Here is a 14359-nt window from a genome sequence, read left to right as displayed (position 1 = left end):
AGGCGGGAGGAAAAAAATGAATCGAGTGGCTGTTATAGGAGCAGGAACAATGGGAGCCGGTATTGCCCAGGCATGTGCCGAGGCGGGATATACGGTAGTTTTATTTGATATAGACGCTCAAACTTTAAATAAGGCAGTAACGACGATCGAAACCCAGCTTCACACTGCTGTAAAGAAGGAAAGGTTTACAGTTGAGGAGCGGGATTTAATTTTTGGAAGAATCCACAGAACGACAGATTGGCAGGAGCTTGCCGATGTCCAGTACGTCACAGAAGCTGTAATTGAGAAGACGTCTATTAAACAACAGGTATTTTGTAAGCTTGAATCGATCGTGAAAGAAGAAGTTATTTTTACAACAAATTCGTCCGGGTTAAATATTACGGAGATAGCTTCTGCGCTTACGAATCCAGGACGGTTGGTTGGTACCCATTATTTTTATCCCGTGCCTAAAATGAAGCTCGTTGAAATAGTAAGGGGAGCCCAAACCTCTGATGAGACTGTAGAAACTGCTTTGAAGTTTGCCGAAAGCCTGGGAAAGAAAGCGATAGAAGTGAAGGAATCTCCTCTTTTTGTGTTCAATCGCATCTTAATTCCTATGATTAATGAAGCAATTTTTGTCCTGCAGGAAGGGATTTGCCGCAAGGAAGAAATTGATGAAGCCATGATTTTAGGAGCAAGTCATCAGATTGGGCCGCTTGCGCTAGCGGATGTGATTGGACTCGACACGTTGTTATATGTAATTGAAACATTACATACGGAAATGGGTGATCCAAAGTACCGTCCTGCGCCACTGCTGCGGCAGATGGTTCGTGCCGGGAATTTGGGGAGAAAAACGGGGAAAGGTTTCTATTCATACTAGGCAAATCAAATGTTATTTTTTAAGGTGCTTAGTCCTAATAACCGTGCATTCCTCTACATCAAAAAAGATTTGCCGGACTTCTTCATCATATTGAAACCGAGGTGTGATCCCTTCTTCTTCATTCTGTAAAAGCAGTTCGCTTCTTCTGCGGAGAAGAGAAAATGTTATAATAAAAAGCATTGCCATTCCGCCCATCCCGATAAGCCATCCGCATATAAACAGAAGCAGAAAGTGTACAATTCCTGGCGGCATGTCCCTTCCTCCTTTCGTTTTTTAGTAGATAAGAAAGCATATGTTGCTTTAAAGTGTTAAAGGGAATTATTATCATGGGACCGTGCGGTCCCAAAGTCAAAGAAAAACATCGCGGGCGATGACGGCTCTCAGAAGGGGAAAGGACGAGCGGCATGCCCGCGATGTTTTTCTTATGTTCCCTCTCTTAAGGGAGTTTTACTCAATTAACCCTGGATCGGGCATACTGGAATCAATCGATATATTTGGAGGAAAATATATGGCCATACGACAAATTGTTTTTCTACAAGAGCCTGCATATGAGATGGCGAATGATAAATTTAGAGCGATTATCGTGCCGGGCCTGGGGAGCAATTTGCTTTCATTATTTGATAAAGAACGCAAGGCAGAACTGCTGCGGACTCCGGGGAGCAGGGAGGAGTATGATCAGCGGGCGATGCTGTACGGAACCCCTGTCCTCTTTCCGCCGAACCGAATTGAGGATGCGATGTTTACTTTTCAGGGGAAAATCTATCATCTCGAGATGAACCGTGCCAAGGAAAGTAACCATATCCATGGGTTTGTCCATAACAAGCGCTGGAGCGTGGTTTCGGAAAATGGAGAAAGCAACGAGCTTATTACCCGGCTGCGATCGGATGATTATCCGGAAATTATGCAACAGTTTCCCCATTCGTTTGAGTTAACCATGCGCTTTGCCTTAACAGAGCAAGGGTTAAAACAAATGCTCCTCGTCTCAAATCATAGTGCGGAGACGATGCCGATAGGAGTGGGATACCACACGACGTTCCCATTTCCTGCGCCTGCATCCCGCCTGCAAATCGAGGTAGGGAAGCAGTGGCAGCTCAACGAGCGAATGCTGCCAACCGGACAGCTCTTAGATTCGCCGCTGCAAAAGGAGCTGGCCGCCGGGACCGGGCTGGAAGGCAGACAGCTCGACGATGCGTTTATCATGACAGAAGATAAGAGGGCCGTGTTGAGACTTCCCCAACTTGGTCTGTCCCTAACGTATACGGTGGGGGGCGATTTTAAACATTGGGTTATCTATAATGGGAAGGGTACAGAGGATTTTCTCGCCATTGAGCCGTATTCATGGATTACAAATGCCCCGAATTTACCGCTTCCTGCGGAAATAACGGGTCTTGCAGGACTAAAGCCGGGCGAACAAAAGCGCTTTGAGACCGAGTTTATCGTTTCACCCCTTTAACGGTCGAGCCGGACAGCCCGGATGATACATAATAATAGGGCACACGGATGTTTTCCACTCCCCATATGCTGTAGAGGTATCTTTCTTTAGAAAGGGAGGTTTCTTGCGTTATGAGAGTATTCATTGATATGGGGCATGGTGGCAATGATCCGGGGGCGGAAGGGAACGGGGTCGGGTATGCAGCCGCGCGTGAACTCGGCCGCGTTATCGGTGCAACTGTAGAGGGGGTGGGGGAGACGAGAACCGTCCGCTTTCAACTGCCGGGACAGAGTGAGCCAGGGGCACAGGCAACGGCAGAACCGTAATATTTAGAAAAAACAAGGGGGAATGGATAAATTGAACCCGATTAGTACCCGCGATGTTCAGGAGGAATTGGCAAGCTTCCTCAATAAAGCTGTCTATCTACATTTAGAAACGACCAATGGAGCTTATGCGGCTCACCAAAACGAAAATTTCTTCTCTACAGGTGCGTATATCCGAAATGCACAAGTTCAAATTACAAGCGGGAAAATAACGGGAGATGGACCATACCGTATTGGATTAAAAATGGAGCTGGGTTGGATCTATGCAGAAGGGCTGACGCACTGGGAAGTCGACGGGAAGGGCAGGCTGCTGTTAGCCGGGCATGACGGCGACGGAAAGCTTGGTGTTGCTCTTCATCTGAGCGCGGAACCATTTTAAAGGAGAATGTTGAATGAAGGAACATTTGTTGATCGTTTTTCCTCATCCTGACGATGAAGCATTTACCTGTTCAGGAATCGCAGCGTCTTACACAAGCCGGGAGCTTCCTGTTACTTATGTATGCATGACCCTGGGCGAGATGGGGAGGAACATGGGAAATCCTTTTTTTGCAAATCGAGAGACGCTTCCTCTTATTCGGAAAAAAGAACTCGAAAATGCCTGTGAGCATATGGGAATAACGGATTTGCGCCTTTTTGGCATACGGGATAAAACGGTTGAATTCGAAGATGAAGAAGAACTGGCCGCTCGAGTAAGAGCTGTTATAGAAGAGATAAAGCCATCACTTATTATTACATTTTATCCGGGTTATAGCGTTCATCCGGACCATGATGCTTGCGGAGCCGCAGTCATTAGGGCGGTAGAAACAATGGCTGATGTAAACCGCCCTATCGTTTACTGCGTTGCGGTTTCGAAAGATGCCAGAAAGGTACTGGGAGAACCGGATGTGACGATTGATGTTGCGGATTACATAGAACAGAAACTTGCCGCCATTGCTTCACACCAATCTCAGTTTCATGCGTTAAGTAAACAGGCCGCGAAAGACAAGAAGCTAAGGGAGAAATTTGCCAGGGAGCGTTTTTGGACGTATCCATGCAGATAATTAACAAAACGAAGGCAGCCGACCGGGTTCCATTCCGGAGGGCTGCCTTCTTCATTTAAAGCCTAAAGTACGTTACAATGATGTATATACATTTTCAGAGAAAAATGAGTTTGGAGAGGTGGATGAAGGATGCAAGTGGCTGTAAAATCAAGTGTAGCGGATCAATCGACCGTATATCGCATATTATTTGCGATTAGTTTCGTCCATTTGTTAAATGACTCAATGCAATCCGTTGTGCCGGCTATTTTCCCAATATTAGCAAAAAGCATGCAATTATCCTATGTCCAGCTGGGCTGGGTTGCCTTTGCCTTAAGCATGACTTCTTCCATTATGCAGCCGGTTGTCGGCTGGTATACGGATAAGCGAAGTTCACCGTACATGCTCCCCTTTGGAATGGGATTATCCTTAATCGGAATGCTGGGCTTAGCTTATGCCCCTAGCTTCTCTTTTGTTCTGCTATCCGTTATGTTTATTGGGTTAGGATCGGCATCCTTTCATCCGGAGGGTTCCCGTGTTGCTTATATGGCAGCGGGTATAAAGAGAGGGCTTGCGCAATCGATTTATCAAGTGGGAGGGAATGCCGGACAGTCTTTAGCCCCCATCATGACTGCTTTGATTTTCGTTCCACTGGGCCAATTCGGTTCCATCTGGTTTACTTTTGTTGCCGCTTTGGCTGTACTTGTGCTCATTTACGTTTCTCATTGGTATAACCAGCAGCTTGTTTACTTTCCTAAGGCCAGTAAAACAAAAGAAACAAGAGAGCGGAACGGGGGAAAAAGAAAGCAAATTACATATGCTATCCTTCTCCTTATTTTTCTTGTATTTGCCCGGTCCTGGTACTCCGCTGGAATTTCAAACTATTATCAATTTTATTTAATAAACCATTATGGGCTTTCTGTTAAAAACGCCCAGTATTATATCTTTGTATTTTTAGCTTCCGGGGTGCTTGGCACCTTCTTAGGCGGACCGCTGGCGGACCGTTTCGGGAAAAGAAATGTGATTTTATTTTCGATGCTTGGCGCCGCTCCCTTTGCCCTTATCCTTCCGCATGTGGGTTTATTCTGGGTGTATCCTATTTTTCTTATTCTTGGTTTTATTATTTTGTCGAGCTTCTCTGTGACGGTTGTTTACGCCCAGGAATTAATACCGGGCAAGATTGGGACCGTGTCAGGGTTAATTGTTGGTTTGGCGTTTGGCATGGGGCGATTGGGTCCGTTTTGCTGGGAAAACTGGCTGACGTTTATGGATTGTATTTTACGATGATGCTGTGCAGTTTTTTGCCCATTATTGGGATCCTTACGGTTTTCCTGCCGTCTGACCGAAAGCTAAAGCAATGGGAGACAGCGGATCGTGTTACTTTAGGAAATTAAAACAGCCTTAGCCCGTTTGAGTACCGGGCTAAGGCTGTTTCCCATTCGTTTTTCTATTTTTGTGTAATGATAACTGTATGGCTGGCTGCATCCCATTTAACATTGGCTTCGAATGATTCGCTAATAAAACGCAGTGGAATCATCGTTCTTTGGTTTATTACCTGTGCTTTTTGCTCAAGCTTTACGGCCTTCCCGTTTACTGTTGCAGTCGTTGAACCAATCTTTACTGTGACCTTATTTTTGCCTTTCCCTGCTTTTACGGTTCCGGTTTTTCCATCCCAGTCTATTTTAATCCCTAAAGCTTCGAAAATAGTGCGCAAAGGCACAAGTGTTCTCCCTTGTACAACGACTGGTTTTTGATCAAAGGAGAGGTTTTTTCCGTTCAGTTTCACAATGATTTCATTCTTAATGATAACAGGAGTAACCATAACGGTATCTCCGGTCGTTACATTAATGGTATCGCCTGTCGTTACGTTGTTCTGCTGCTTTTGAATATTGCTTAAAATGACTTGTTTTGCATGTTCGTTTTTAACATGATTCAGGGCATTTTCCAACCCTGTCTTTTTAGTTGCAGCCGGACCATCTTGCTTTTGTGCAGAGTGTACGGAAACAGATCCGCTGGCCGTACTATTTGTTTGTACCGTACCTGCAAAAGCAGATGCTGCTCCGCTTACTAATAAGGCTGTTGAGAGGATACCTGTTACTAACTTTTTCTTCATTTCCCATTTCTCCTTACATTTATGTATTTCTTACCTTTATAGAATTCGAGCACCTTCAAAGTTTATGGGGTATTTTCTGGACACTGTTAATAAAATAGGAGAATTGAATTATACATTCTTGTTATAATTCAAATATAAGGGAGGCAAATAGACTAATTATATCAAATAGCAGGTGTGTAAACTGGGCGTTCTTTCAATGTTAGAGCAAAAAATAGGCCTTTAAAATTTTTCAGGATCGCCCATACACATTCGCCCTCCTTTTCATATCTTATAGAAGATTAACAAAAGGAGTGATGGATATGTCGTCGAGCTGCGGATTTGGTGATAACCTCGGGGTTATTCTCGTACTGTTTATTTTATTGGTAATCATCGCCTGCTCTTGTGAGGGCTAGGATATAAAAGAAATAGAGCAGCTCCCCAGGATGGATTGGGGAGCTTTTTACATATGGAGCGAAAATAATGCTAGAATTTATGGAAGGACAAGGCAATCCAGGGAGGAAGCATGAATCGTTCATTAATCTCTTTTCGGATGAAATTAATTATGATTATGTTATTAGCGATATCCATTCCGGTTTTAACGACAGGTTATTTCATGATCGACAAGGCGGAAAAAGCTTTATTGAAAGAAAAAGAGAAAAAGCTTTCCTCTATAGCTAAACAGCTGGATTACATGCTGAAAGGTACTTTTGATAATTACCTGGATTCTACCGGGAATACGATGACACGGGCAGAAAAAATTAGTCACTTAAATTCAAGACTGGGCCCCCTTACAGACATGGTTGCAGCAGATAATGCAGGGGTTGGTGTGGGATATTACTACAGTGACTTAGATGCCGTAATTACTTATGGTCCAAGTTCGGAGTTGGGAGATAAAATCGGTTTGTCCATTAGCGAAACGCACCCGGGAAGGCGTGTGCTTCAGAACGGGAAACCGCTTGTGTTTACGGGAAAACAGGTGCGTGGTGATATTATGAATGCGATGGTACCGCTTATGAGAGAACATCGAATTATCGGATACGTATGGGCGAATGAGTTAACGAGTGATGTTGTGGCCCAAATGCGGAAAATGGAGCGCAACATTTTGCTTATTCTTGCGGTGGGAATGCTTGCCGGAATGGCAATTGCCCTGCAAATGGCTAATGCTCTTGGAGGATCTATCGATAAAATCATCCGGTCCATCGATCGAATTGGAAATGATCTATCCTATCGTCTTCCCGCCAGTAAAGGGGTCCTGGGAAAAATCCCAATCGCTATCAATGGGCTGATGAATCGGTTGGTTGAAACAAAGACGCACACGGAAGCGATGGAAGAACAAATTCGCAGGGTTGACCGCTTGAAGGCGCTTGGTGAACTGGCGGCAGGGATGGCCCATGAAATTCGCAATCCACTTACTTCGATAAAAGCCTTTAGCCAGATTGCGGAGGAATCAATGGAAGAAGGGGACCCGAATCTCGAATATATCGGTATTATTGTGAAGGAAGTAGAGCGAATGAACGGCTTAGTGGAACAACTGCTTTTATTTGGGCGCCCTTCGATAAAAAAGGAAGTAGAGGTCAATGTTCCTGATTTAATTAACCGTTCTTTATTATTAGTAGAATACGATTTGCGCAAGAAAGGGCTAAAGGTCATAAAGCAGCTGGAAAACATCAAAATGTTTGCAGACCATAATCTTATCCAGCAAATCATTATTAACTTATTGCTGAATGCCATCCAGGCAGCCAATCAAGGGGGAACTCTGGAGATTAGAACTTTTGCTGCCGGCAATCGCCTCGGCATGTCTTTTTTTAATACCGGTTCCTATATCGATAATGACCAAAAGGAAATGATTTTTGATCCCTTTTTTACGAGTAAAGAGAAGGGAATGGGTCTGGGATTGTCTGTGACGCAAAATATTGTTCATTTATATAACGGTACGATATGTTTTGAAAATGTGGATACCGGTGTAAAATTTCAGGTTGAATTCCCTGGGAAGGAGATTGCGAATGACGAGAGTTCTAGTAGTCGATGATGAAGCCCATGTTAGAAAAGCGCTGCAAACCGTATTGAGCAAAGAAGGATATGATGTTGATGAGGCGGAAAACGGAAGGGCTGCACTTACCATGCTGGAAGAGCATCCTGCTATGTTCAGGCTTATTCTCCTGGATTTGAATATGCCGGAAATGTCCGGGATGGAGTTTTTAAAAAAGATAGATAACAAAATCTCGGAAATTCCGATTGTTATTCTTACCGCCTTCAGTACGGCGGAAACAACCATGGAAGCGATGAGTTTAGGTGCATTTGATTACATTGCCAAGCCTTTTAACATTTCACAAATCAAGCAGGTTGTAGCCAGGGCGATGGATATGAACAGGCTAACGGAAGAAGCAAAAAGTTTACAAAAAGATACAGTCAAGCATCAGTCCGCAGACTCTATTATTGGACATTCCGCCGAAATGCGCGAGGTATATAAATTGGTAGGAAAAGTAGCCTCTTCCCGTGTAACGGCGCTCATCCAGGGTGAAAGCGGCACAGGAAAGGAGTTAATTGCCAAATCGATTCATTTTAACAGTTCAAGGGCAGGGCATTCGTTGATCGCGATTAATTGTGGAGCGATACCGGAAAATTTGCTGGAAAGCGAATTGTTTGGTTATGAGAAGGGGGCTTTTACAGGAGCTTCGATCCGGAAACCCGGAAAGTTTGAACTCGCTCATCAGGGAACCGTATTCCTTGACGAAGTGGGGGAACTGCCGATGAGCCTACAGGTTAAATTGCTCCGGGTTTTGCAGGAGGGAGAGGTAGAAGTGGTAGGGGGAACGCAGACATTGAAGGTTGATGTTCGCGTTATCGCGGCTACGAACCGCAACCTTATTAGAATGGTACAGGCCGGCCAGTTCCGGGAAGACTTATATTACCGGCTGAATGTCGTTTCCATCCATTTGCCTCCCCTCCGCAACCGGAAAGAAGATATCCCCGAGCTGGCCCGTTTTTTTCTGGCCCAATATGCGAAGGAATTTGAAACAGGCGAATTTTATATCTCACCGGAGGCGATGGAGCACTTACTGATGTACGATTGGCCAGGCAATGTGCGAGAGCTGCAAAACATTGTTTATCGCGCAGCGGTAATGGCACCAGGAAAAATGATTATGTCTGAGCATCTTCCTGATCTTAACGAGGATAACGCTGGTCACGATAGCGAAACGAATCAATTTGAAATAAAAGAAAAGTTTAATCCGGGATTCACTATGCGGGAAGTGCTGCGGAAGGCGGAAATGGAAGCCATGAAATGGGCTCTTCAGCGAACCTTCGGCAATAAGGCGCAGGCTGCAAGAATGCTAGATATGTCACGTAAAGCTTTTGTTTACAAGTGTCAGGAATATGAATTGGATACATAAGGATGAGTTGTGTAATGTTTACACACTGAGTGTAACTTCTTTACTCTCTATGTTAGAAAAGAGGCTCCCTGAGGAGCCTTTTTTCCATTAATGTAAGCATATTTAAACAGTATTTATATTGGCAAGAAATTTGCAGTTGAAGAAATGTGAAATTATCAATAAATAAGGAGGAAATCATGAAAGCGTTATCAAATTTTTTCACGATTATTGTACAGCGATTTCTACCGGACCCGTTCGTATTCGCAATGCTGTTGACCATCATTTTATTTGCAGCCGGCATCATTTTTACCCAGCATGGTCCGATTGAAATGATTGGGTTTTGGGGAAGTGGGTTCTGGAACTTACTCGCTTTTGCGATGCAAATGAGCTTAGTTCTGGTTACAGGCCACGCTCTGGCCAGCTCGCCGCTGGTTAGGCGCTGGCTCAAAAAAGTAGCAGGCCTCGCGAATACTCCTGGACAAGGGGTTGTCCTTGTTACCCTTGGGGCGGCCCTTGCTTCCCTAGTTAACTGGGGCTTTGGTTTGATTGTAGGAGCCTTATTTGCGAAAGAAGTAGCCAAGCGGGTTCCGGGTTCTGATTATCGTCTCTTAATTGCAAGTGCGTACATTGGCTTCCTAACATGGCATGGCGGCCTGTCCGGTTCTGTTCCCCTTCTGGCGGCAACGGCGGGAAATCCAATGGAGAAAATTTCAGGAGTTATTCCGCTTACGCAAACGATTTTTACCGGGTATAACCTATTTATTACGCTGGCCCTGCTCGTCGTTCTTCCCATTATGACGAGGATGATGATGCCTAAACCGCATGAGGTGGTGGCGATTGATCCGAGTTTGCTCAAAGAAGATGAAGTAGCCGCGACGGCCGCTTTGCCACAGGAAAAAACATTTGCTGTTAGAATGGAAAACAGCCGAATTTTACTATTGGTGATTGTTGCGCTTGGCTATTCCTATTTAATTTATTACTTTGCAACCAAAGGCTTTAAAATGGATATTAATACGGTAAATTTGATTTTCTTCTTTACAGGACTGCTGCTGCACGGTACGCCCGCTTCTTATATGGAAGCGATTACAAATGCAGTGCGGGGCACAGCAGGGATTCTGATTCAATTCCCTTTCTATGCCGGCATCCAGGGGATGATGGAGATGTCAGGGTTAGGAGGGATGATTACAAATGCGTTCCTTTCCATTTCTACGAAGGAAACGTTTCCGTTCCTCGCTTTCTTAAGTTCAGGTTTTATCAATTTCTTTGTTCCTTCCGGTGGAGGGCACTGGGTTGTACAGGGACCGTTCATTATGCCGGCTGCGGCGTCGCTCGGTGTGAACCCGGGTGTTGCGGCCATGGCCATCGCATACGGGGAAGCGTGGATGAACATGGCGCAGCCGTTCTGGGCACTGCCGGCACTCGCGATTGCCGGCCTTGGCGTTAGGGATATTATGGGGTACTGTGTTACGACACTGCTCGTTTCCGGGATTATTTTTGCGATTGGTTTATCGTTTTTCTAGTCCAGAGAGTTATACATTAACTAAAAGAGCGCCCAACCCGGGTGCTTTTTTTATTGTTGTATAAGAAACTACATGTTGCTTTAATGCAGTCCTTCCTCGCGGAAGGGAAAGGCAAGTGGAATGAACTCCCTTTTTTCCTTTTTATCTAATGTAAAATATATAAAATTTTAATTATTGAAACTATATCGAAAAATTGATACCATCTAATCAGAGGTCAGATTCAGGAAATATTGAGGAGGAATGGAAAATGGCACCCGTACCTTATACGTTTTTAATCCCGACCCAAGTGGAATGCGGGGTGGGTGTCTCTCAAAAAATAGGAGAAATGGTGAAGGAGATGAATGCGAAAAGAGTAGCCATTGTGACTGACAAGGGCATGTCAATCCGAAACTTACCACGGCTAAGGATATAGAAGGTATCATTGAGCGCTCTTATCGTGGCGTTCTAGCATAACTATAAGGAGGAAAAACATGATTCACGAAATGAGAACGTACTCGGTTAAAATTGGGAAAACTCAGGAATACCTCCAGCTTTTTGAGGAAATTGGGCTAGCTATCATTTCAAAATACGCTAAATTAGTTGGCTATTGGTATACCGAAATTGGTGAGTTAAATCAAATCATCCATATTTGGGAATACGAGAGTCTTGATTTACGTGCCGAAAGAAGGAAGGCGCTATATAGCGATCCTGAATGGCTGGAAGAGTTCATTCCAAAGGCAATGCCTTTACTGGAAAAGCAGGAATCAAAAATTTTATATCCGGCTGCTTTTTCGCCTATTAAATAAGCGTGACATCTGAATAAAGGGAAGCGAAGTAGATAGAGTACGATTAAGGGGGCAGGGCGTTAACTGCCCCTTAATTTATTGTTAAAATTTATTGACTATTGTAAAAATAATAAATATAATCTAATATATCAGATTATGTAATACATTAGATTTTTAATTATTAATAGAGCAAGAATGATAACAAATAAGAAACAAAACTGGAGGAGGAAATAAGAATGAAGGCAATCAAGAAGCGGAACGCCGTGGGAGCATTGCTTCTTAGCGGGGCACTCCTCGTGGCAGGGTGCGGGAGTGGGAGAAAGCAACAACAGCAGGCTCACAGGGGGGCCAGGAAAAAAAGCAGCATACGATTAAAGTGGCGAACTTTTTTGCGGCAGACCATCCGCAAAATGTCGCCCTCCGTGAGAAATTTAAACCAATGGTGGAGGAAAAATCAGGCGGTACCTTAAAGGTAGAAATATTCGATAACAACAAATTAGGCGCTGAAAAGGAATTTTACGACGGTGTGCGCAATGGCACGATTGAGATGGGGATTTCGGGCATGAGCATGCAATCAGACGTAGAAAAAATGCAGGTTCCTGAATGGCCCTTCCTGTTTAAAGATTTTAATCACGTAAAGAAGGTACTGAATGGACCGATTGGACAAGAACTGGCGGCTGATCTTGAACCAAAGCATGGTGTTCATCCGCTGGCCTGGAGTGCAAACGGTTTCAGAATGTTCTCTTCCAACAGAACGATTGCGAAAATAGAAGACTTCAAAGGGCTGCGTATCCGAGTGCCGAACGTTCCGAACTACATCACATTAGGTAAGCTGTTGGGAGTCAATGTTACACCGATGCCGATTTCCGAAGTATTCCCCGCATTGGAACAGAAGGTTGTTGATGGCCAGGAAAACCCAATCGCTACACTCCGCGCATCTGGATGGTACGAAGTACAGAGTGATGTGCTCGAATCCCAGCATATGTTCAGCCCGAACATCTATATTATCAACAGCAAGCTCTGGAAAAGCCTGACACCGGAACAGCAAAAAGTGATTGAAGAAGCATCAAAAACAGCGGCTGATTACGAGTTTGACCTGCTTGAGAAGAGTTATGAAGCGGACAAAAAGTTTTTGCAAGAACATAAGATTAAGTTCACAACACCAAGTGATGAATTCCGAAGCCAAATGGAACAAGCAGCGCAGCCTTTGTATGATGAAATCTTTCAGAAGTTCGGCTGGGCTAAAGAAATGAGAGAAAGAATTAAAGCGGAAGCAAACTAATTTACCAAATAAAAGGGGGGTATAACATGAAGAACATATGGAAAAGCTTTACCGTTTCTGCCGCCTTGGTTGGAATGTTAGCGTTGACTGCCTGTGGCGGCGGCGGTGGAACAACTACCGGCGGGCAAGCCGCAGGGGGAACAGCGGAAAAGGCCGCATCCGGAGGAACCGGCTTTCCAAAACGCAGTGTCACACTGCTCGTGCCTCACGCAGCAGGCGGGGGGACTGATTCGACGGCACGCGCTCTGGCCAAAGCAGCGGAAAAGCATCTTGGAAAGCCAATTGTGGTTGTGAATAAGCCCGGCGGTGGTGGAGCAATAGGAATGACCGAAGGGGCTAAATCTAATCCGGATGGATATATGGTAACGATGGCCACGGTAGAGTTGACCACATTGCCGCATATGAATCTATCCCAGGTAACATATAAAGATTTTAAGCCGATTGCGCAAATAAATTTTGACCCGGCAGCAATTACTGTTCGGGCGGATGCTCCTTATAAAAATGTGAAAGAGTTTTTAGACTATGCGAAAGCAAATCCTGGAAAGGTAAAAATGGGGAACTCTGGCGTCGGTTCAATCTGGCACCTTGCTGCAGCGGCGGTTGAAAAAGCTGCAGGTGTAACGTTTAACCATGTGCCGTTCGACGGGGGTAAACCTGCGGTAATGGCATTGATGGGCGGCCATATTGATGCGGTTCCGGTTAGCCCGGCGGAAGTAAAGGCACAGGTTGAAGCAGGCAAATTAAAGACACTGGCCATTATTGATGCTCAGCCTTCAGAGGCGCTGCCGGGCGTTAAAACGCTCGAAGAAGAAACCGGTATTAAAGCAACGTATGTAGGTCCGTGGCGTGGTGTTGTAGTACCGAAGGACACGCCGGATGATGTCGTAAAAGTACTAACTGACGCCTTTATGAAAGGTGCGGAGGAAGAAGAATTTAAAACTTACATGAAAAAGAATGGGCTTGGCCTTGTGGTTAAAGATTCAGAAGGCTTTAAAAAGCTAATTGAGGATAGTCATGAGAGTTTTGGAAAGCTTATTCCGGAACTTGGGCTTAAAAAGTAGTAAAGCCAGAACCGCAAAGGCTGAGTTTTCTCAGCCTTTGTTTTCTTCGGAAGATGAAAGTGAAAGGGGAGGGAGCGACGTGGCGATTTGGAATGGTAACACAGCCTATAAAATGAAAGCGGATACTTAATCATGCTCAGTCCAACACAATCTGAGAATTTCCAAAGGAGTGTTTAGGTGAGAAAGATAAACGCAGGGATTATCGCTGGATTGGTCATTCTTATTTATTCTTGTGTCATTTTTTGGCTTTCCTTTGATTACGATTATTACACGAATCTTGGACCGGGGCCTGGCCTGCTTCCGATGTGGTTAAGCGGAGCATTAATTGTTTTATCGATTCTCTATATGTTTGAATGCGTTCGTAAAGAAGTGGTTTTAGTTAAGGATATTTTGCCCAAAGGGCGGGAGCTTGGGGGCGTTCTAACCGCCCTGGGTGTAATCCTGTTATTTATGATTATTGTCAATACAACAGGATTTGTGATCGCCTGTACTCTTTTGCTATTCCTGCTGCTTGTTCGTGAATTTAAGTGGTACTGGGGGCTCGGTATTTCAGCGGGTGCATCTATTTTATTGTTTATTGTTTTTTACACGCTTTTGGGAGTACCGCTGCCTGTGAACGCATTCGGATGGTAAGGAGGA

General features: G+C 44.6%; 16 protein-coding genes. 14 read left to right on the top strand and 2 right to left on the bottom strand.

Translation table 11 applies throughout. The annotated features are described in order from the left end of the window. Nucleotides 1-16: 16 nt before the first annotated feature. Nucleotides 17-859: a 3-hydroxyacyl-CoA dehydrogenase family protein gene (locus MBEAL2_RS19235; protein WP_047153910.1), complete on the top strand. Its 843-nt coding sequence runs from the start codon at nucleotides 17-19 to the stop codon at nucleotides 857-859. Between the two features lie 12 nt (nucleotides 860-871). Here the strand turns inward: MBEAL2_RS19235 and MBEAL2_RS19230 are convergent, their stop codons facing one another. After that, nucleotides 872-1111, bottom strand: a complete 240-nt coding sequence (locus MBEAL2_RS19230; RefSeq protein WP_047153888.1) for a hypothetical protein — start codon at nucleotides 1109-1111, stop codon at nucleotides 872-874. A gap of 256 nt (nucleotides 1112-1367) precedes the next feature. Here MBEAL2_RS19230 and MBEAL2_RS19225 point away from each other — a divergent pair, with 256 nt between their 5' ends. The 5 genes from MBEAL2_RS19225 to MBEAL2_RS19205 all read left to right on the top strand — a co-directional run bounded on the left by MBEAL2_RS19225 (nucleotide 1368) and on the right by MBEAL2_RS19205 (nucleotide 4917). Further along, nucleotides 1368-2312 (top strand): aldose 1-epimerase, encoded by a 945-nt coding sequence (locus tag MBEAL2_RS19225; protein ID WP_047153887.1) that lies wholly within the window; start codon nucleotides 1368-1370, stop codon nucleotides 2310-2312. A 110-nt stretch (nucleotides 2313-2422) separates the two neighbouring features. After that, nucleotides 2423-2617: a hypothetical protein gene (locus MBEAL2_RS19220; RefSeq protein WP_047153886.1), complete on the top strand. Its 195-nt coding sequence runs from the start codon at nucleotides 2423-2425 to the stop codon at nucleotides 2615-2617. A gap of 31 nt (nucleotides 2618-2648) precedes the next feature. Continuing rightward, complete coding sequence (locus tag MBEAL2_RS19215) at nucleotides 2649-2993, top strand: YojF family protein (RefSeq protein WP_047153909.1); 345 nt, start codon at nucleotides 2649-2651, stop codon at nucleotides 2991-2993. Between the two features lie 13 nt (nucleotides 2994-3006). After that, nucleotides 3007-3654 (top strand): bacillithiol biosynthesis deacetylase BshB2, encoded by a 648-nt coding sequence (bshB2, locus tag MBEAL2_RS19210; RefSeq protein ID WP_047153885.1) that lies wholly within the window; start codon nucleotides 3007-3009, stop codon nucleotides 3652-3654. 129 nt (nucleotides 3655-3783) lie between these two features. After that, nucleotides 3784-4917 (top strand): MFS transporter, encoded by a 1134-nt coding sequence (locus MBEAL2_RS19205; protein ID WP_439644890.1) that lies wholly within the window; start codon nucleotides 3784-3786, stop codon nucleotides 4915-4917. A 160-nt stretch (nucleotides 4918-5077) separates the two neighbouring features. Here the strand turns inward: MBEAL2_RS19205 and MBEAL2_RS29520 are convergent, their stop codons facing one another. Further along, entirely contained in the window at nucleotides 5078-5743 is a 666-nt protein-coding gene (locus MBEAL2_RS29520; protein ID WP_052947840.1) for a copper amine oxidase N-terminal domain-containing protein, read from the bottom strand. A gap of 502 nt (nucleotides 5744-6245) precedes the next feature. Here MBEAL2_RS29520 and MBEAL2_RS19195 point away from each other — a divergent pair. From MBEAL2_RS19195 to MBEAL2_RS19165, 8 genes are all read left to right on the top strand, one after another. Then, nucleotides 6246-7751 carry an ATP-binding protein gene (locus MBEAL2_RS19195; RefSeq protein WP_047153884.1) on the top strand — a complete coding sequence of 502 codons (1506 nt, stop codon included), beginning with the start codon at nucleotides 6246-6248 and terminating at the stop codon, nucleotides 7749-7751. After that, nucleotides 7726-9114, top strand: a complete 1389-nt coding sequence (locus MBEAL2_RS19190) for a sigma-54-dependent transcriptional regulator (RefSeq protein WP_047153883.1) — start codon at nucleotides 7726-7728, stop codon at nucleotides 9112-9114. The genes MBEAL2_RS19195 and MBEAL2_RS19190 overlap by 26 nt, the downstream gene beginning before the upstream one ends. A 176-nt stretch (nucleotides 9115-9290) precedes the next feature. Next, complete coding sequence (locus MBEAL2_RS19185) at nucleotides 9291-10613, top strand: TIGR00366 family protein (protein WP_082130037.1); 1323 nt, start codon at nucleotides 9291-9293, stop codon at nucleotides 10611-10613. Nucleotides 10614-10860: 247 nt separating this feature from the next. Beyond that, nucleotides 10861-11025 (top strand): iron-containing alcohol dehydrogenase, encoded by a 165-nt coding sequence (locus MBEAL2_RS31925; protein WP_161798250.1) that lies wholly within the window; start codon nucleotides 10861-10863, stop codon nucleotides 11023-11025. 58 nt (nucleotides 11026-11083) lie between these two features. Beyond that, nucleotides 11084-11398 carry an NIPSNAP family protein gene (locus tag MBEAL2_RS19180; RefSeq protein WP_047153882.1) on the top strand — a complete coding sequence of 105 codons (315 nt, stop codon included), beginning with the start codon at nucleotides 11084-11086 and terminating at the stop codon, nucleotides 11396-11398. A 283-nt stretch (nucleotides 11399-11681) separates the two neighbouring features. Further along, nucleotides 11682-12659, top strand: coding sequence for a TRAP transporter substrate-binding protein (locus tag MBEAL2_RS19175; protein ID WP_236692942.1), 978 nt, complete (start codon nucleotides 11682-11684; stop codon nucleotides 12657-12659). Nucleotides 12660-12685: 26 nt separating this feature from the next. After that, nucleotides 12686-13720 (top strand): tripartite tricarboxylate transporter substrate binding protein, encoded by a 1035-nt coding sequence (locus MBEAL2_RS19170; RefSeq protein WP_047153881.1) that lies wholly within the window; start codon nucleotides 12686-12688, stop codon nucleotides 13718-13720. A 177-nt stretch (nucleotides 13721-13897) separates the two neighbouring features. Then, nucleotides 13898-14353 (top strand): tripartite tricarboxylate transporter TctB family protein, encoded by a 456-nt coding sequence (locus MBEAL2_RS19165; RefSeq protein WP_047153880.1) that lies wholly within the window; start codon nucleotides 13898-13900, stop codon nucleotides 14351-14353. Nucleotides 14354-14359: the final 6 nt, after the last annotated feature.

The sequence above is a fragment of the Aneurinibacillus tyrosinisolvens genome, from assembly GCF_001015055.1.
Classification (GTDB): Bacteria; Bacillota; Bacilli; order Aneurinibacillales; family Aneurinibacillaceae; genus Aneurinibacillus_A; species Aneurinibacillus_A tyrosinisolvens.
This window is presented reverse-complemented; position numbering and strand designations above follow the sequence as displayed.

Bases quoted from the DNA above. Each gene is read 5' to 3' on its own strand.
- MBEAL2_RS19235 (WP_047153910.1), top strand. From the start codon at position 17: ATGAATCGAGTGGCTGTTATAGGAGCAGGAACAATGGGAGCCGGTATT.
- MBEAL2_RS19230 (WP_047153888.1), bottom strand. From the start codon at position 1,111: ATGCCGCCAGGAATTGTACACTTTCTGCTTCTGTTTATATGCGGATGG.
- MBEAL2_RS19225 (WP_047153887.1), top strand. From the start codon at position 1,368: ATGGCCATACGACAAATTGTTTTTCTACAAGAGCCTGCATATGAGATG.
- MBEAL2_RS19220 (WP_047153886.1), top strand. From the start codon at position 2,423: ATGAGAGTATTCATTGATATGGGGCATGGTGGCAATGATCCGGGGGCG.
- bshB2 (WP_047153885.1), top strand. From the start codon at position 3,007: ATGAAGGAACATTTGTTGATCGTTTTTCCTCATCCTGACGATGAAGCA.
- MBEAL2_RS19205 (WP_439644890.1), top strand. From the start codon at position 3,784: ATGCAAGTGGCTGTAAAATCAAGTGTAGCGGATCAATCGACCGTATAT.
- MBEAL2_RS29520 (WP_052947840.1), bottom strand. From the start codon at position 5,743: ATGAAGAAAAAGTTAGTAACAGGTATCCTCTCAACAGCCTTATTAGTA.
- MBEAL2_RS19195 (WP_047153884.1), top strand. From the start codon at position 6,246: ATGAATCGTTCATTAATCTCTTTTCGGATGAAATTAATTATGATTATG.
- MBEAL2_RS19190 (WP_047153883.1), top strand. From the start codon at position 7,726: ATGACGAGAGTTCTAGTAGTCGATGATGAAGCCCATGTTAGAAAAGCG.
- MBEAL2_RS19185 (WP_082130037.1), top strand. From the start codon at position 9,291: ATGAAAGCGTTATCAAATTTTTTCACGATTATTGTACAGCGATTTCTA.
- MBEAL2_RS31925 (WP_161798250.1), top strand. From the start codon at position 10,861: ATGGCACCCGTACCTTATACGTTTTTAATCCCGACCCAAGTGGAATGC.
- MBEAL2_RS19180 (WP_047153882.1), top strand. From the start codon at position 11,084: ATGATTCACGAAATGAGAACGTACTCGGTTAAAATTGGGAAAACTCAG.
- MBEAL2_RS19170 (WP_047153881.1), top strand. From the start codon at position 12,686: ATGAAGAACATATGGAAAAGCTTTACCGTTTCTGCCGCCTTGGTTGGA.